This window comes from Methylobacterium sp. JK268, assembly GCF_054052225.1.
Genome location: NZ_JBSVZN010000013.1, coordinates 31,205 through 47,773, shown reverse-complemented (window position 1 = coordinate 47,773; position 16,569 = coordinate 31,205). Strand labels below are relative to the sequence as shown.

Below are 16,569 nucleotides of genomic sequence, written 5' to 3'. Positions count from 1 at the left end.
AAGATCCCCATGGACAGCGTCCGCTTCTCCGATCTCCCGCCCCGGGACCGGTACAAGCTCCTCTGCGCCACGATCGTGCCGCGCCCGATCGCCCTGGTGACGAGCCTCGGCCCGGACGGCACCGTCAACGCCGCGCCGTTCTCGTTCTTCAACGTGTTCTCGGAGGAGCCGGCGCTGATCGTCCTCGGTCTCCAGCACAAGCCGGACCACGCGCCGAAGGACACGACCCGCAACATCGCCCGAACGGGGCAGTTCGTCGTCAACCTCGTCGACGAGGCCCTGGTCGCGGCGATGACCATCTGCGCGATCGACTTTCCCCCTGAGCAGAGCGAGATCGATGCCGCGGGCCTGGGCCTCGCGGACGGGATCGAGATCCCGGTGCCGCACATCGCGCAGGCGCCCTTCGCGCTCGAATGCCGGCGCGAGGTCTCGCTGGTCTTCGGGCCGCAGCGGGAATTGCTGGTGGGCGAGGTGCTGTGCCTGCACGCCCGTCCCGGGCTCCTCGACGCGCCCCGCGCCCGGATCGACGCGGAGGCCTACCGGCCGGTCGGGCGGCTGTTCGGCGATGCCTACGCGCGGCAGACCGACCGGTTCGACCTGCCGCGGCAGAGCTACGCGGAGTGGACGCGGGCGCGGGATGGGTGAGGCAGCCCCACCCTTACCCTCCCCCGCAGAGGGGGGAGGGTTCACGGCGCGCGCCGTCACCCTACCCCAAGGCCAGCATCCCGAACGCCATCGTCACCGCGGCCTGGGTCGGGTCGATCACCGGCACCCCGAGTTCGTCCTCGAGCGGCTTGCGGTGCGCCGCCATGCCGGCGCAGCCGAGCACGATGGCGCCGGCCCCGTCCCGGTCGCGCAGCTCGCGCCCGACCGCGATCATCCGCGCCAGAGTCCCCTCGCCGGAGGCGGTCTCCGCCACCGACATCTCCAGGGCCCTCTCGCCGGCGAGCCGCTCGGTCAGCGCCATCTGGCGCAGGTAGCGCAGGTGCCGCGGGATCGAACCCGTGCGGATCGCGATCACGCCGAAGCGCTCGGCCCGGGCGAGCGCGGTCAGCACGCCGGATTCCGCGATGCCGAAGACCGGGCGGCGCGTCGCCTCGCGGCAGACGTGGAGGCCCGGATCCGAGTAACAGGCGATCACGAAGGCTCCGGCCTCGCGGTCGGCCTCGACGAGGCGCCGCAGGGGCAGCGTCACGCTCTCGACATCGGCCTGGCTCTCGATGCCGATCGGCCCCTCCGCCAGGGTCCGGCAGACGATCTCCGGCCCGCCGAGCCGGGCGAGCGGCGCCAGCGCCGCCGCGATCCCGCGCGTCACCGCCTCGTTCGCATTCGGGTTGATCACCACGATCCGGTGTTGCGCCGTCATCCCTGACCTTCCACGCCGTCGTGCCGGGCCTCTCCGGCCGCGGCTCTCGCTGCCGAAAGCAAGTTCCGAGCAAGGATACTCCGATGAGCGAACCGATCTACGACCTCGTCCTGCGCGGCGGCACCGTGGCGACCGCGAGCGACGTCTTCGCGGCGGACGTGGCGGTCCGGGACGGCCGCATCGCCGCGATCGGCGCCGGGCTGGCGGCGGGCCGGGAGGAGATCAACGCGGCGGGCCGGCTGGTGCTGCCGGGCGGCGTCGACACCCACGCCCATATCGAGCAGGTCTCGGCCAACGGCCTTCTCAACGCCGACACGTGGGAGAGCGCCACCACCTCGGCGGCGCTCGGGGGCACCACGTCGGTCATCGCCTTCGCGGCCCAGCATGTCGGCATGGACCTCGCGCGGGTGGTCGAGGACTACGCCGGCCTCGCCGCCAAGGGCGCGGTGATCGACTACGCCTTCCACCTGATCATCGCCGACCCGACCGAGAAGGCGCTGAAGGAGGATGTGCCGGCCCTGGTCAAGGCCGGCCACACCTCGCTCAAGGCCTTCATGACCTACGACCGGCTGCGGCTGCACGACGAGCAACTGCTCGACCTGATGGCGGCGGCACGCGAGGCCGGGGCGCTGGTCTGCACCCATGCCGAGAACCACGGCATGATCGCCTGGATGGGCAAGCGCCTCGTCGCCGAGGGCAAGGTCGCGCCGAGATACCACGCCGACAGCCATCCGCGGCTCTCCGAGAGCGAAGCCTTCGAGCGGATCGTGCGCTTCTCGGAATTCCTCGACCAGCCGGTGATGGTGTTCCACGTCTCGACCGCCGAGGGCGCTGCCATCCTGCGCCGGGCGCGCGGGGAGGGGGTGAGGATCCTGGCCGAGACCTGCCCGCAATACCTGTTCCTCACCGCGGCCGACCTCGACCGGCCCGGCATCGAGGGCGCCAAGTGGATGTGCTCGCCGCCCCTGCGCGAGACCCGCGACCAGGAGGCGCTGTGGCGCGCCCTCGACCTCGGCGACCTCCAGACGGTCTCCTCCGACCACGCGCCCTACCGCATGGACGAGACCGGCAAGCTGCGGGCCGGCCCGACCCCGAGTTTCAAGGAGATCGCGAACGGCATGCCGGGGCTGCAGGTCCGGCTGCCGTTGCTGTTCGACGCCATGGTGTCGAAGGGCCGGCTCGGCCTGCGGAAATTCGTCGACCTCACGGCGACGGCCCCGGCCCGGCTCTACGGGCTCACCGCCAAGGGCTCGATCGCCATCGGCAAGGATGCCGATCTCGTCCTGTGGGACCCGGATCGCCGGGTGACGCTGTCGGACGACCTCGTGGCGGACCGAACCGGCTTCACGCCCTATGCCGGGCGCGCGATCACGGGCTGGCCGGCCACGGTGCTGCGCCGGGGCGAGGTCGTGGCCGCGGACGGCGCGGTGCGGGGGCGGCCCGGCACGGGCCGCTGGCTCGCCCGGACGGCGTGACGGGGAGCCCCGACGGCCGGCGCGGCGGCGCCGTGCATGTCCGAGGGGCTTGCCGCAACCTCGGATCGGCCGCCATTCACGGGTCGTGAGCCGTCCTTGCCCAGCGTGCCGCCTCCGTCCGGAGCCGGCCCATGATCCTCGATGTGGGCGCAAAGTTAAGATGCCCGACTGTGCGAAGGAGGAAGGAGCCACGTCCCTGTCGGCGCGGAGCCGGCCATGAGTATCCCGTTCCGGCACTTCCAAGGCGCCCGCGCGATCGCGCCGCCATAGCCTTGGTGAACGGGTTGACAGCCGAGAGGACCCAGTATCAATTTGATTTTATAATGGTAAGGATAATGTAATTTCTAATTGAAAAGCGTAAATATCAGATTATATCTACAAGAAATTGTCATTCTCCAGAAGATTTTGAGATATCACAAGATTCACCATATGAGTTTACACACCAGTGGCCCTATGGCAGACAAATACGGTCGATCGAGCCAGATCTGTCGGCTTGTCTCCTCGTGGGAAGGTTCTGGGATGAGAAATCAGAACGCATTGCTCGTCGTTGCCGCCGGTTTCTTGGCGATAACTACGTTGTCGGCTTGCAATAGCACCGGGACAAGCGCCGGGGCAGGCAACGGCACCGTGACGAGTGGCGCGACCACGGGCGGCGCGACGGCGGTCGCAGCGGACAGGTTCAGCCCATCGTTCCTTCGAGCGCATCTGAGGGTCAGGCGCACGACCGTCGACGACGTTCTCGCCCTCTATGGCGCCCCGGCAGCCCGGTCCAACGAAGCCTCGCCCGCGGGCGATCGGAGCGTCCTGACGTATATCAGGGGCGAGGCGGTGCCGGCCGGCGTCGGCAACGCGCTCGGTGCGATCGCCTCGCTCACGCCGGTCGGTTCGAGGGCGGCGGGCGCGCTCTATCGCGCCGGCGGGGCCGTGAGCGATGTCGAGACGGCGGCCGCGGCCGCGTCCGCATCCGCCGCCACGGCCAGGGGGGCCGGCAACAAGCTGGAACTGCTGTTCCTGAACGGACGGCTCGTCCACTGGAACCTCGTGTGAGCGCAGAGGCGCCGGCACGCCCGATGCCGTACGCGTCGAGGGAGCGGGACGCCGAGGCGCGGCCCGCCGCCACGGTCCGACGCGCCGGCCGCGGAAGGGCGCTCAAGCATCGCTGCGCTCGAAGATCTCCTGTCCCATGAGCACGCAGCTGCCGGACAGCGGCGCGTAGATCAGCCGGATCCGATACGCGGCCTTGTAGACGCTGCCCCCGACTTCGATCACCGCGAAGCGACGTGTCCCGACCAGGGACGCGACGGTCCCGACTGACCGCACAGACCCGGAATCGATGCTGGCCCGGTCATCTCCGTCCGTGTGGAAACGCAGCAGCTTGAGGGCTTGCTTCTCGGCGTCGGCTGCGCAGGGCACCGCAGGAGCCGCGAGGGCCGAGGCCGAGGCAAGGCTCACCACCACCACGGCCATCAGGCTGTGCGTCGTCGACGTCATCATCTCGACCTCCTCGTTTCGCGCCCCGGATCGGCGCGATGGGACCCCGTATCCCGAAGCAACCGTAGACCTGCGCCCGACCGATGGGCAGGACGTCGCGGTCGGCGTCGAACCCGGCGAAGGGGCCACCGGTGAATTGCCCGGCGAACCGGCGCTGCGCCAGCGCGGTCGCGATCAGGTGCGGCCGGCTCGGATCATCCTCGGAATGGGCGGCGCGTTGTCCGGTCCGCGCCCGGATGGGCCAGGCCGGCGGCACGGACAGGAGGACCGGGGCGGCAGCCCACGGACGAACCGCCCGCTGATGGACGTGCGGCCTCACGGATCGCCCATCGGGAAGCGCCGCCCCTGTCACGGCCGTCTTGCCGGCACCCGCACGAGTTCGACCCGCCGGTTCTGCGCCCGGCCCGCCTCCGTCCCGTTGTCGGCCACCGCGCCGCTTGACCCGAACCCCTTGGAGGTCAGTCGGGACGCGTCGATCCCCGCCGCCACGAGCGCCTGCCGGACCGATGCCGCCCGGCCTTCCGACAGGGTCCGGTTGTGTGCCGCGGAGCCGGTCTCGTCCGTATAGCCGTTGATCGCGAGCCGCAGCGTCGGCTGGTCCTTCAGCACCTGCGCGATCGCGTCGATCTGCGGGCGCGAGTCCGGGAGGATCTCGGTCGCGTCCGAGGCGAAATTGACGTGGATCACCGCCTTGCCCTGGTCGGCAAGCGCCTGCGCCAGGGTCGAGGCCGGCACTGCGGCCGAGGCCGGCAGCAGCGTCGCGGTCGCCGCGAAGGGCTTGGTCTCGAGAACCGCCATGTTGCCGCCATGGCTATCGTTGAGGAAGTGGATCCAGATCGCACGATCGGCCCGGTGGATGACGAAGACCTCGGCCGGCCGGTTGTAGACGTCCCCGAGGCCTGCCGACTTCTCGACCCTGATGTCCTCGTCCCAGGTCTCGGTGATGCTGCCGGGGATCCGACTCTTCGTCACCCGGACTCCGCCGGCCTGGGCGACGAGCGCCGCCACGTTGCGGGCCACCTCGTACGGCGCATAGGTCGTCCCGTCGGCAGCCTCGATCCTGCCCATGAACAGCTTGCCCTCTGCCATCTCGATGCCCGAGCCGGTCCAGAACGGGAATTGGTCGAAGCTGCGGGTCTCCCCCTTGCCAGCATTGTGCCAGGCGTAGCCGTCGGGGAGGCCGAGATACGGGAAAGCGCCGAGCGGGGCGGCAGAAACCGGCACCTGGTCCAGCGCGAAGCTCCGCGAATCGGCCTCGGTGCCGGCGGCCCGGGCCGGTCCGGCGGCCGGCACCGGCGTCGAGAAACCGCCCAGCGCCAGCGCGGCGAGCAGCACCCGCAGGTGGCGCGGACCGGCGGTCCGGAGCGTCATCGCGCGATCGGTCTGTGTCGGCATGGTCACGTCCTTCCTGTCGAGGGAATCGCCGCGGAGGCGCTCGCGAGCCTGGTGCGCACCCGCGCGGATCGTCATGGGGCCGCGCAGCCCGCCCGAGAGGCAGCCACCTACCCCGTCACCGCCTCGACGATGCGGCAGAGGGCCTTGTCGACGTCCTGGCCGAACTGCCCCATCTGCACCATGAACAGCGCGTCGACCCGGCTGCCCCTGCCGGCCTTGCGCACCACGACCCGCAGGGTCTGCGGCCGCCCAGACCCGGAGGTCTCCTGCTGAGCCGTCAGCGTGCCGAGACCCTTCTCGGCGTTCACGCCCACGAAACCCTCGGCCAAGACCGCCTGCGTCACCCGGTCGAACGCGACCTTGGGGTTGACGTTGAGAAAGGTCATCCACGTCTTGCAGGTGATGGACTGAAGCATCGGGACGCCCTCCGTCCTGTAATTTTCGACGTAAGTCTGCGCCGTTGCGGCCGACATACATAGGACAGAGAGACCTATCCCTAAGAAAAGGCTTCTTTTCATCGATTCCTCAGGTTATTCGTTCTGCAAAGATCAGGAAGACGCTGGGATAGCTCGCCGCTCATGGCGGCTCCGTCAACTCGTACACATGAACGGGGGCCGGCAGAGTCGCCACGTCGCGCAGCCGGATCCCGACCACCCTCGCGCCGTACGGAGCCCGACGCCGTCGCCACGTCGGTGACGTCGCTCACCCACAAAGCATTCGGCCGGGGAGCCCTGAAGCGACGGGTGACCCGGTCGAGGGGGCAAGCTGCTGCCCGGTCGGGGATCGTGGTGCCCACGGTCCTGCCGCGCACGACTCCCGCCAAGCCATCCCGCGCATCAGCCGCGCCACCGTGCATCGCGCGGCCACGATCCTTCCAGGGACAGTTGCAGCCACACCTTCCGCACGCCGTTGACGCCGAAGCTGGCCTCGAACACGCGCGGGATCTCGATCATCAGGGCCGCGCCGCTGCGGGCGCGAACCGGTTGCTTGTCGGGATCGGCACGCCGGGCGGCGTGCGCGCAGTCGACGACGGGGCGATCGGCAGCACCCTGCAGATCGGCCTCATCCTGAGGCTCTCGAAGGACGACCCCGTAGACCTCCCGATGCTCGTCGATGAAGCTGAACATGGCCGCGACCGGCGGTCGATCTCCGCCATGGCGAAATATGCGCTCGCCTTGCGTCGGATCTCGTCGGCTTGGCGCAGCTCACGGTTCTCACGGTCGCGCGCCTCGATCTGCTCGCGCGCGTCCGTCGTCTGGCCAGGACGCACGCCCTGATCGCTCGGACTGGCACACCCAGTCCCTCAGCGTCTCGCCCGAGCAGCCGATCTTAGTGTCTCTCACAAAACTCCCGCTCACCGTCGTCGCTCGCCGTGGCACCTCCAGCGCGGCGGGAGTTTAGTGAGGTGCACTTAGCCGCACTCGACCGGATCGCCGACCACTGCGAGCCGTGCGCGCGCTCGTGGTCGCGTACCATCCGCACCGCACGCTCGCGCACCTCAGGGGGAGAACGGGGCTATTCGCTTCGTCATGGCTCCATCCACTCAGAAGTTGGAGCCTCCGGGAAACCCGGAGCGGTTCACCGAAAGGTGACCCGGAAACATCGCTGACCATCGCGGCGTGCGAGGCCGCCTTCCCGGCGCTCGCGGACCCGGCGCGCTGCCCGGCTTGATCAGGGTTCGAGAGCCCGATCGGTCTCCGCCCGCCACGGCAGGCTCGCCTGGCTGCCGCGCCGGCCGCAGGCGAGGGCGGCCGCCAGGCTCGCCCGCTCCATCGCCGCGCCCAAATCCGCGCCGCGGTCGAGCGAGGCGGCGAGCACGCCGACGAAGCAATCGCCCGCCGCCGTGGTGTCGACCGGGTCGATCGCCCGGGCCGGGACGTGCCAGGCGCCGTCCCCCGTCGCCGCCTCCGAGCCGGCCTCGCCGAGGGTGCGCACCACGTCGATGCCGAGCGCTGCCCGCAGGGCCGCCGCCTCCGGCCCGCAGCCGAGCCGCGCGGCTGTCGCCTCCGCCTCGTCCTCGTTGACGACCAGAATGTCGGCGAGGCGCAGAGAGTCGAGATCGAGCGGCAGGGCCGGTGCGAGGTTGAGGATGCTGCGAACGCCGAGGACCCGGGCCCGTCGCAGCAGGGCGGTGGTCTCGGCGGGATCGACCTCCATCTGGAGGAGCAGCGAGGTCGCCCGGGCGAGATCGGCATCGGCGATCTGGTTGGCCCGCGTGTGCCCGTTGGCGCCGAGCGCCACCACGATGCGGTTGCGGCCGGCCGCGTCGATCCAGATCGAGGCGCAGCCCGTCGCGGCCGCCACCCTGCGGACCCGGGCGGTGTCGGCCCCGGCCTCGCGCAGGCCCGCGAGCGCCACCTCGGCCAGGGCGTCACGTCCGACCGCGCCGACCATCATGACGTGCGCGCCGTCCCGGGCCGCGGCCACCGCCTGGTTCGCCCCCTTGCCGCCCGCCTGGACCGCGAGGTCGTCGGCGAGCAGCGTCTGGCCCGAGCGCGGGACCTCGGGCAGGCGGAAGATCAGGTCGGCGTTGAGCGAGCCGAAGCAGACGATCACGGGGTTCTCCGGTGCCGACGGGGGATGTCCGTATGGGTGGGGAAGGCGCAGCGTCCCTCACACGACCTTGCCGGGATTGAGCACCCCGTCCGGATCCAGCGCCGCCTTGAGGCGCCGCATCAGGGCGATCTCGGGCTCGGAGCGGACGTGGCCGAGCCAGGGCTTCTTGGTCAGGCCGATGCCGTGCTCGGCCGAGACGGTGCCGCCGAAATCCCGCACCAGGCCGTAGACCACCTCCTGGATCACGTCCTTCGGCTGCGGGTTCGCGCCCTTCACGCCGGCGACGATATGGAGGTTGCCGTCGCCGATATGGCCGTAGAACAGGGCCGTGATGCCGGGGAGGCGCTCGGCCAGCGCCGCCCTGCAGGCCTGCACGTATTCGTCCATCGCCGCCACCGGCAGGCCGATGTCGAACGGCTCGTGCGGCCCCAGCACCTGCGGGAATTCCGAGCAGGCGTCGCGCACGCCCCAGAACGCCCTCACGTCGGCGACCGAGCGGGACAGGACCGCATCGGCGAGGAGGCCCGCCTCCGCTTGCGCCTCGAGCCAAGCCTCGAAGCGCGGCCCGTCGAAGGTCTCGTCGGTGCCTTGCGCCTCGATCAGGCAATAGGCGGCGTGGCCCTGGGGCAAGGGCACCCGAACCCCCGGCATCGCACCGATCGTCTCCCAGTAATCCGGCCACATCACCTCGAAGGCCGAGAGCATCGGCCCGAGGCCCCGGCGGGCCGCCGTGAGGAGCCCGACCACGGAGGCGTAGTCCGGCAGGGCGCAGAGGGCCGCGAAGGTGCAGGCGGGCTTCGGGAACAGCCGCAGCACCAGCCGGGTGATGATGCCGAGCGTGCCCTCCGAGCCGATGAACAGGTGCTTGAGATCGTAGCCGGCGTTGTTCTTGATCATCCGGTTGAGATTGGTGACGACCTCGCCGTTGGGCAGCACCACCTCCAGGCCGAGGATCATCTCGCGGGTCATGCCGTAGCGGATGACCCGGTTGCCGCCGGCATTGGTCGAGGCGTTGCCGCCGATGGCGCAGGAGCCCCGGGCTCCGAGGTCGAGCGGGATCAGGAAGCCGGCGGCGTCGGCGGCCTCCTGCACCACCTGGAGCGGCGTGCCGGCCTTGACCGTCATGGTCGCCGAGGCCTCGTCGATCGCCTCGATCCCGGTCATCCGCTCCAGCGACAGGGCGACCGAGCCGGGGAGGGGACGCGCGCCCCCGCACAGGCCGGTGAGGCCGCCCTGCGGCACCACCGGCACGCCGTGCCGGGCGCAGATCCGCATCGCGGTGGCGACCGCCTCGGTCGTGGTGGGTCGCACCACCGCGAGGGGAGGTTGCGGCCCGAGCGTGCTCCAGTCGGACGCGTTGCGCTCCGGCCGCGCGGAGCCGGTGAGCACGGTCGTCTCGCCCAGCTCCGCCACGAGGGCGGCTACCACCGCCTCGCTGCGGGACGCATCCGGCATCGCCATCATCCGTTCGTCTCCTCCCAGAAGGCGGCGTGTTTCGCCGCTCGTCTCTGCGGTCTAACAGGCTTTATGCCGCCGCGGCGCGGGAGAGGCCGGCGAGTTCGGCGGCGATGCGCTGGCCGATCCCGGCCTCCGCCGCGATCAGCGGCGCGCGCACCCGGCCGAAGGCGGCCTCGCCCGTCATCGCCGCCATGGCGGATTTCAGCACCGGCACGAACGACCCGCGGATCAGGCCGATCGCCGCCCGCATCGGCTCGGCGGCGGCGGGATCGGTGAACATCGCCCGCACGAGATCCGGCACGATGTTGGCCATGCCGCAGATCGTCCCGACCCCGCCCTCGGCGAGCGCCCGGCCGATATCCGCCTCGTTGCCGATGCAGACCGCGACCTCGGGGGCCGCCGCCCGGAAGGCCTGGAACTGGGCGAAGTCGCCCGAGCTGTCCTTCACGCCGGCAACGAGCTGGCCGTAGCGGGCGCGCAAGGTCGCCACCGCCGCCGGGGGCAGCCCGACGCCTGAGGTTTGCGGGATGTGGTAGAGCGTCGCCCGCAGGCGGTCGTCGCCGACGCCGTCGAGGATCGCCGCGAAGGCGTCGACGAGGCCGGCCTCGGTCGCGTCGCGGTAGAAGTAGGGCGGCAGCACCAGGGCGTGGGTGAGACCGAGGCCGAGGGCCGCCTTGGTGAGCGCGATGCTGTCGGGAATCGCCGGGTACCCGGTGCCGAGGCCGACCTGCGCCGCCGGGATGCCGGCGGCGAGCAGCGCCTCGACGGCGGCGAGGCGCTCGCTTGCCGAGAACGAGGGGCCCTCTCCGGTGGTCCCGAACGGCACCACGCCGTCGCAGCCCCGCTCCATCAGGAACCGGACGTGGCGCACGAGGGCGCCGTGATCGACCGCGCCGGTCGCGTCGAGCGGCGTGGCGAGGGCGACCCACAGGCCGGTGATGGCGTTGGTCATGCGGTCCTCCGAGAGGGCGCGTCGCGCCCATTGGCGTCAAGAGATGAGGGCGGTTCGCGCCGGTCGGCCTCCCGGCCGGTGTCGAGGCCGAGCGCCCGGCGGCGGGATGTCTCGAGATGCCGGCGCAGGGCTGCCGCCGCCCCGTCGGCGTCGCGCTCCTCCACCGCCGCCAGGATCGCGGCGTGCTCGGCGAAGGCGGGAGGCAGCACCTCGGGCGAGAGCGCGACGCGGCTCTGCATGATGACCCGGATGCGGATGAGGTTCACCCGGTGGATCTCCGAGACGAGGCCGTTGCCCAGATGGGCGACGACCGCGTCGTGAAATCCCCAGTCGGTCGCCTGCGCCTCGGCGATCAGCGCCTCGGTGACGCCCTCTGCGGCCTGCGCGCTGATCCGCGCGTGGGCGGCCCGCAGGGACGCCACCAGGGAAGCCGGCGCGGTGCGGGCGAAATGCGCCACCGCCGCGGTCTCGATGATCTCCCGGAGCTGGAACGCCTCGTGCACCAGCCGCAGGTCGACCGCCGCGACCTGGAGCCCGCGCTGCGGCAGGGTCGAGATCAGCCCGTCGGCCTCCAGCCGCGGGATCATCTCGCGCACGGCCCCGAGCGGCAGGCCGGTGAGCGCCACCAGCTCGCGCTGCGTCACGAAGGAGCCCGGCGCCAGGCGCCCATCCAGCAATTGCTGGACGAAGGCGTCGTAGGCTTGATCGCGCTGTTTCATGTCACTCGTTTCTCATTGACATGTCAGTCTGTCAACCGCTAAAGGTTCGGCCAACACGCATGGATTGGGACCGGCGCACGCCGCCCGGCGGACGCGTGAACGAGAACCGGGCATCCGGTCCGAGGAGGGAACATGACGACGACGCAGCGAGCCAGAACCCGTTCCCGTCCCGGGGCAGGGGAGCGGCGCGCCCCGGCCGTCGCGCTCGCCGGCTTGCTCGCGACTGGCCTCGCCGGCGCGGCCCCGGCCCCGGCCGAGGGCTTCGACTGGAAGCGGTACGACGGCCAGACCATCAACCTCGTCCTCACCAACCATCCCTGGAGCAACGCCATCCGGAACCTGGGCCAGCAATTCACCGACCGGACCGGGATCAAGCTGCGCATCGAGATCCTCAACGAGGACCCGCAGCGCGCGCGGCTGAACACGCTGCTTCAGGCGAAGTCCTCCGACGTCGACGTCTACGTCTCGCTCAAGATCCGCGAGGGCGCGGTCTACAACAAGGCCGGCTGGTATGCCGACGTCACCCCGATGCTGAAGGACCCGAGCCAGACCGCGCCGGAATTCAGGCTCGACGATTTCGGCGCCGGCCTGATCCGCAACGAGACCTTCGGAGGAAAACTCACCGGCCTGCCGATCAACGTCGAGGGCCCGCTGTTCTACTGGCGCAAGGACATCTTCGCCAAGTGCAACGTCACGGTGCCGGACTACCTCGAAGACATCCTCGACGCGGCGCGCCAGATCAAGGCCTGCGATCCCGCGATCAACGCCTGGGCCGCCCGCGGCGTGCGCAACGCCGTGCCGTACCCGATGGCGGCCTTCGTGTTCAACATGGGCGGCGGCTTCAAGTCGGTGGACGGGACCAAGCCCGGCCTGTGCCGGCCGGAATCGGTCGCGGGGCTCACCCTCTACACCGACCTCCTCAAGGATTACGGCCCGGTGGGCGCCACCAACCACAGCTTCCCGCAGGTCGTCGAGCTTCTGGGCCAGGGCAAGGTCGCCATGACCCACGAATCCTCGAACGAGTTCCCGAACATCATGAAGTATCCGGGCCGCGAGGACGATCTCGGCATCAAGCTCCTGCCGAAGGGCAAGACGAGCGGCGTGTCACAGCCGATCGGCTTCGGCTGGGGTCTGTCGATCTCCGAGTATTCCCGCCGCAAGGGCCCGTCCTGGTACTTCCTGCAATGGGCGACCTCGCCCGAGATGCAGGCGACCCTGGTCGACCGCGGCGTCGCGCCCTCGCGCAACTCGGTCTTCGAGGGCGAGGGGATGCGGGCCTGGGCGAGCCAGAAGCCGGTGCGCCAGCAATGGGTCGCGGCGGTGAGCGAGATCAGCCGCCGCGCCACCGGCGACTATGCCTCCCCGACCGACCGGGTGCCGGAGACCCGCGAGATCATCGGCCGGGCGGCGCAGGAGGTGGTCCTCGGCCAGAAAACTCCGCAGCAGGCCGCCTGCGACGCGGACGCGGCGCTGCTCAAGCTGCAGTAGCTCAGGCGTCGACACCTCTCTGGGTCATCCCGCGTTCCGCCGCGCGGCCTGGGGAAGAGATTGGGTGATCCGAGAGCCTGCCTGATCCGCTTCCACAGAGTCGACCCTCTCCGCGTCATGCCGGGCTCCGCTTCGCGGCCCCGGACTGACGCGGAGGATGTCGAGAACGGCGCTCGAACCGAACCAGGTCCGAGCTCAGCCGGCAGAATCGAACGGACCAGGTTCGGGGTCGGGACCCTCTTCCGACACCGGCCGCCATCCCGCCACCGGGGGGACACGCGTGAGCACCATCGCCAGCCAGGCCATGACCGTCGCACCCGAGCGGGCGCGGCGCGGCCAGCGCAAGATCTCGTTCTCCTGGATGGTCTGGCCGGCGGTGGCCTTCGTCGTCCTGATGATGGTGTTCCCGCTCATCTACGCCGCCTGGATCTCGCTCCAGGACGCCTCGCTCGGGACCGAGCCGCGCTTCGTCGGGCTCGACAACTACCTCAACCTCGCGAGCGACCCGGAATTCCTCAACGCCTTTCAGGTGACGTGGGTGCTCTACGGGATCGCGCTCGCGATGCAGCTGGTGCTCGGCACCTGGCTCGGCATCGTGCTCAACGGCGTGAAGCTTGCCCGCCACCTCGTGCGCACCATCGCGATCACGCCGTTCATGATGCCGCCGGTGGTGATCGGCATGCTGGCGATCGTGATCCTCGATCCGTCGGTCGGCATCGTGAACTGGTTGCTGGGCACGGTCGGGGTGGGGCCGCTCCTGTGGCTCGCCAGCCCCCGCTGGGTGCTGCTGAGCGTGGCGCTCGTCGATACCTGGCAATGGGCGCCGTTCGTCGGGCTGATCGTGCTCGGCGGCCTGCAATCGCTGCCGGCGAGCGTGTTCGAGGCCGCCGAGGTCGACGGGGTGATCGGCTGGCGCCGCTTCGTCTACGTCACCCTCCCGCTCCTCGGGCCGACGCTGCTCACCGCGGCGGTTTTGCGCTCGGTCGATCTCCTGCGCTTCTTCGACCTTGTGTTCATCGCCACCCGCGGCGGGCCGGGCAACGCCTCGACCACCATGAATATGTACGCCTACCAGCAGGGCTTCGAGTTCTCGCGCTTCGGCCACGCCTCGGCGGCGATGCTGACGCTCTCCCTCGTCGTCTTATGCACCGTCATGGTCTTCGCCCGCCTGCGGCGCGCGCTCAGCTACTGAGGACTCGCCGATGACCCCGACTGCACCCCGCCGGATCCTCGGCCGCCTCCCGGTCGCCGCGATGCTGGTCGCGGTCCTGGCGCCGCTCGCCTGGATGGTCCTGTCCTCGTTCAAGATCAGTCGGGACGTGATGGCGCTGCCGCCGCAGCTCGTCTTCACGCCGACGCTCGATAACTATCGCGAGCTGTTCTTGCGCACCGACTTCCTGCACAACACCTGGAACAGCCTGGTGGTGGCGGCGGGCTCGACCTTGCTCGGGCTAACACTCGGCGCGCCCGCCGCCTTCGCGATCTCGTGGCACCGCACCACCTGGCCGGCGACGCTGACGCTGTTCGCCCGCATGGCGCCGGGCACGCTGTTCCTGCTGCCCTGGTTCATCCTGTTCTCGCAGGTCGACCTCGTCGGCACCTACACGGTGCTGATCCTGACCCACGGGGCGATCACCGTGCCGGTCGCGCTCTGGACGCTGCTGCCCTATTTCGACGCCCTGCCGCGGGCGCTGATCGAGTCGGCCCAGATGGACGGCTGCCGGCCGCACGCGATCCTCCTTCGCATCGCGCTCCCCCTGGTCGCGCCGGGGCTGGTGGTGGCGGCGATCCTCTGCTTCGTCTTCACCTGGAACTACTTCCTGTTCGCGCTCGCCCTGTCGGGCTTCGACACCAAGACGGCGATCGTCGCCTCGTTCAACTTCATCGGCGAGGGGGTGACCAACTGGGGCGCCCTGATGGCTGCCGCCACCATGATCGCGCTGCCGCCCCTCGTGCTCGCGCTCCTCGTCCAACGCCAACTCGTCTCGGGCCTGTCGTCCGGGGCGGTGAAGGGATAGGCCCCGATGTCGGCTCTCTCGATCCGCGACGTCGTCAAGCGCTACGGGACCGCCGAGGTCATCCGGTCCTTGAGCTTCGATGTCTCGCCCGGCGAATTCGTCGTCTTCGTCGGCCCCTCCGGCTGCGGCAAGTCCACGCTCCTGCGCATGATCGCCGGGCTCGAGGACTTCCAGGACGGCGAGATCGCCATCGACGGAAAAGTGGTGAATGGGCTCGCCCCCTGGCAGCGCGACATCGCGATGGTGTTTCAGGATTACGCGCTCTATCCGCACATGTCGGTCGCGGCCAATATCGGCTTCAGCCTGAAGATGGCGGGCGTCGACAGGAAGACGGTCGCCGCCAAGGTCGACCGCGTCGCGGAGGTCCTGCAGATCGGCCACCTCCTCGACCGCAAGCCGAAGGCGCTCTCCGGCGGCCAGCGCCAGCGCGTCGCCATGGGCCGGGCGATGGTGCGCGATCCCAAGATCTTCCTGTTCGACGAGCCGCTCTCCAACCTCGACGCCAAGCTGCGGGTCGACATGCGGGCCGAGATCAAGCAGCTGCACCAGCGCCTCGGCGCCACGATGATCTACGTCACCCACGACCAGGTCGAGGCGATGACGCTCGCCGACCGCATCGTGGTGCTGAAGGAGGGCCGCATCGAGCAGATCGGCACGCCGACCGAGCTCTACCGCGCGCCCGCCTCGCGCTTCGTCGCGAGCTTCATCGGCTCCCCGGCGATGAACTTCGTCTCGGTCGAGGTGTCCGGGGGCGCCGTCACCTTGCCGGGCGGCCAGCGCATCCCGACGAGCAGCCCGCATGCGGGCCAGGCGGCCTTCGGCATCCGGCCCGAGCACCTCAGCCTCGGCGGGGACGGCCCGGCGATCCGCGGGGTTATCGCCCTCGTCGAGCCCCTCGGAGCGGACACCCTGGTGACGGTGGTGACCGGGGATGAGCGGGTGCTGGCGCGGCTGCCGGGGGATGCGGCGCCGGTTCTCGGGGAGACGATCGCGCTGACGTTCGATCCGGGGCGGGGGGCCTTGTTCTCGGTGGAGGGGCGGAGGGTCTAAAGCATGTTCCGGCGAAGCGGATACCGGTTCGTCGCAGAAAATGCCGAAAAATCAAAGAGCTAGAGCAGTTCGGGGACGAGGATCTTCTCGACATCGGTCTCGAACGCCAGGCGGTTGATGGCTCCATCGCGCACGAAGGGCGCGATCATGCCCCGCGTCGTCAGCCCGGCCACGACGGTGGTGGTGTTCCAATGGCCGTGAGGGACACCGACCCGCAGGCGCTGGCCCCGGGCGCAGCGACCATAGCGGCGGGCGATGGTGGTCGCGCTGCCCCTCGAACCAGGCCTCCCGGCGCTTCACGATGTCGGGGCGCTCCTGCTCGCTGGTGCGGGCCGTCATTTTGTGCGTGATGGCGTGGCGCCGGAAGAAGCTGGAGCGTGCCGAAGCCGAACACCAGGCCCTCCGCGGCCAGGTCCCGGCGCACCTCCTGGATGCTCCCGGTCGCCCTCCGGTCCGAGCGCCGCCATGACGGCGTCATGGTGCGCCTCGATCCGACCCGTCCGGCGATCGCCGCCCAGGGCCTTGGCCCGAGCATCGCCCTGGTCGCGCTCCCGGGTGCGCCAGCGGCTGACGCTTGCCGCGCTTGGGATCGGGATCGACC

16 protein-coding genes, 1 pseudogene and 1 other annotated feature are annotated in these 16,569 nt (G+C 70.3%); of the genes and pseudogenes, 7 read left to right on the top strand and 10 right to left on the bottom strand.

Translation table 11 applies throughout. The features are described from left to right. Nucleotides 1-9: 9 nt before the first annotated feature. Nucleotides 10-645: a flavin reductase family protein gene (locus tag ACW9J6_RS15845; protein ID WP_457117445.1), complete on the top strand. Its 636-nt coding sequence runs from the start codon at nucleotides 10-12 to the stop codon at nucleotides 643-645. A 61-nt stretch (nucleotides 646-706) separates the two neighbouring features. Here ACW9J6_RS15845 and ACW9J6_RS15840 read toward each other — a convergent pair whose 3' ends face one another. Beyond that, nucleotides 707-1,366 (bottom strand): aspartate/glutamate racemase family protein, encoded by a 660-nt coding sequence (locus ACW9J6_RS15840; protein ID WP_457117444.1) that lies wholly within the window; start codon nucleotides 1,364-1,366, stop codon nucleotides 707-709. An 83-nt stretch (nucleotides 1,367-1,449) separates the two neighbouring features. On the opposite strand from ACW9J6_RS15840, the gene hydA reads away from it, so the two are divergent. Then, a complete protein-coding gene (gene hydA / locus ACW9J6_RS15835) occupies nucleotides 1,450-2,841 on the top strand; it encodes a dihydropyrimidinase (RefSeq protein ID WP_457117443.1) in 1,392 nt (463 codons plus the stop codon). Nucleotides 2,842-3,360: 519 nt separating this feature from the next. Further along, nucleotides 3,361-3,888, top strand: coding sequence for a hypothetical protein (locus tag ACW9J6_RS15830; protein ID WP_457117442.1), 528 nt, complete (start codon nucleotides 3,361-3,363; stop codon nucleotides 3,886-3,888). 102 nt (nucleotides 3,889-3,990) lie between these two features. On the opposite strand, the gene ACW9J6_RS15825 is transcribed toward ACW9J6_RS15830, so the two are convergent. The 8 genes from ACW9J6_RS15825 to ACW9J6_RS15790 form a co-directional block, all read right to left on the bottom strand. Beyond that, on the bottom strand, nucleotides 3,991-4,335 hold the full coding sequence (locus ACW9J6_RS15825) for a hypothetical protein (RefSeq protein WP_457117441.1): 345 nt from the start codon (nucleotides 4,333-4,335) through the stop codon (nucleotides 3,991-3,993). Between the two features lie 345 nt (nucleotides 4,336-4,680). Beyond that, complete coding sequence (locus ACW9J6_RS15820; protein ID WP_457117440.1) at nucleotides 4,681-5,727, bottom strand: OmpA family protein; 1,047 nt, start codon at nucleotides 5,725-5,727, stop codon at nucleotides 4,681-4,683. Between the two features lie 107 nt (nucleotides 5,728-5,834). After that, on the bottom strand, nucleotides 5,835-6,143 hold the full coding sequence (locus ACW9J6_RS15815) for a hypothetical protein (protein ID WP_457117439.1): 309 nt from the start codon (nucleotides 6,141-6,143) through the stop codon (nucleotides 5,835-5,837). A 420-nt stretch (nucleotides 6,144-6,563) separates the two neighbouring features. After that, complete coding sequence (locus tag ACW9J6_RS15810; RefSeq protein ID WP_457117577.1) at nucleotides 6,564-6,854, bottom strand: hypothetical protein; 291 nt, start codon at nucleotides 6,852-6,854, stop codon at nucleotides 6,564-6,566. After that, nucleotides 6,758-6,896, bottom strand: a sequence feature (AL1L pseudoknot). Its footprint overlaps the gene before it by 97 nt. A gap of 502 nt (nucleotides 6,897-7,398) precedes the next feature. Next, entirely contained in the window at nucleotides 7,399-8,283 is an 885-nt protein-coding gene (locus tag ACW9J6_RS15805) for a ribokinase (protein WP_457117438.1), read from the bottom strand. A gap of 57 nt (nucleotides 8,284-8,340) precedes the next feature. Beyond that, nucleotides 8,341-9,747 (bottom strand): FAD-binding oxidoreductase, encoded by a 1,407-nt coding sequence (locus ACW9J6_RS15800; RefSeq protein WP_457117437.1) that lies wholly within the window; start codon nucleotides 9,745-9,747, stop codon nucleotides 8,341-8,343. 61 nt (nucleotides 9,748-9,808) lie between these two features. Next, nucleotides 9,809-10,693 carry a dihydrodipicolinate synthase family protein gene (locus ACW9J6_RS15795; RefSeq protein WP_457117436.1) on the bottom strand — a complete coding sequence of 295 codons (885 nt, stop codon included), beginning with the start codon at nucleotides 10,691-10,693 and terminating at the stop codon, nucleotides 9,809-9,811. Beyond that, the gene (locus ACW9J6_RS15790) at nucleotides 10,690-11,412 is read right to left on the bottom strand and encodes a GntR family transcriptional regulator (RefSeq protein ID WP_457117435.1); all 723 of its coding nucleotides are present in this window, start codon (nucleotides 11,410-11,412) and stop codon (nucleotides 10,690-10,692) included. Before ACW9J6_RS15790 ends, ACW9J6_RS15795 begins: the two co-directional genes overlap by 4 nt. A gap of 132 nt (nucleotides 11,413-11,544) precedes the next feature. On the opposite strand from ACW9J6_RS15790, the gene ACW9J6_RS15785 reads away from it, so the two are divergent. The 4 genes from ACW9J6_RS15785 (at nucleotide 11,545) to ACW9J6_RS15770 (ending at nucleotide 15,968) form a co-directional block, all read left to right on the top strand. Further along, entirely contained in the window at nucleotides 11,545-12,900 is a 1,356-nt protein-coding gene (locus ACW9J6_RS15785) for an ABC transporter substrate-binding protein (RefSeq protein WP_457117434.1), read from the top strand. Nucleotides 12,901-13,180: 280 nt separating this feature from the next. After that, on the top strand, nucleotides 13,181-14,092 hold the full coding sequence (locus ACW9J6_RS15780) for a carbohydrate ABC transporter permease (protein WP_457117433.1): 912 nt from the start codon (nucleotides 13,181-13,183) through the stop codon (nucleotides 14,090-14,092). Nucleotides 14,093-14,102: 10 nt separating this feature from the next. After that, nucleotides 14,103-14,918, top strand: coding sequence for a carbohydrate ABC transporter permease (locus ACW9J6_RS15775; RefSeq protein WP_457117432.1), 816 nt, complete (start codon nucleotides 14,103-14,105; stop codon nucleotides 14,916-14,918). A 6-nt stretch (nucleotides 14,919-14,924) separates the two neighbouring features. Beyond that, nucleotides 14,925-15,968, top strand: a complete 1,044-nt coding sequence (locus tag ACW9J6_RS15770) for an ABC transporter ATP-binding protein (RefSeq protein ID WP_457117431.1) — start codon at nucleotides 14,925-14,927, stop codon at nucleotides 15,966-15,968. 65 nt (nucleotides 15,969-16,033) lie between these two features. On the opposite strand, the pseudogene ACW9J6_RS15765 reads toward ACW9J6_RS15770, so the two are convergent. Continuing rightward, nucleotides 16,034-16,552, bottom strand: a pseudogene (locus tag ACW9J6_RS15765) (IS630 family transposase); the annotation flags it as partial. Between the last annotated feature and the right edge of the window lie 17 nt (nucleotides 16,553-16,569).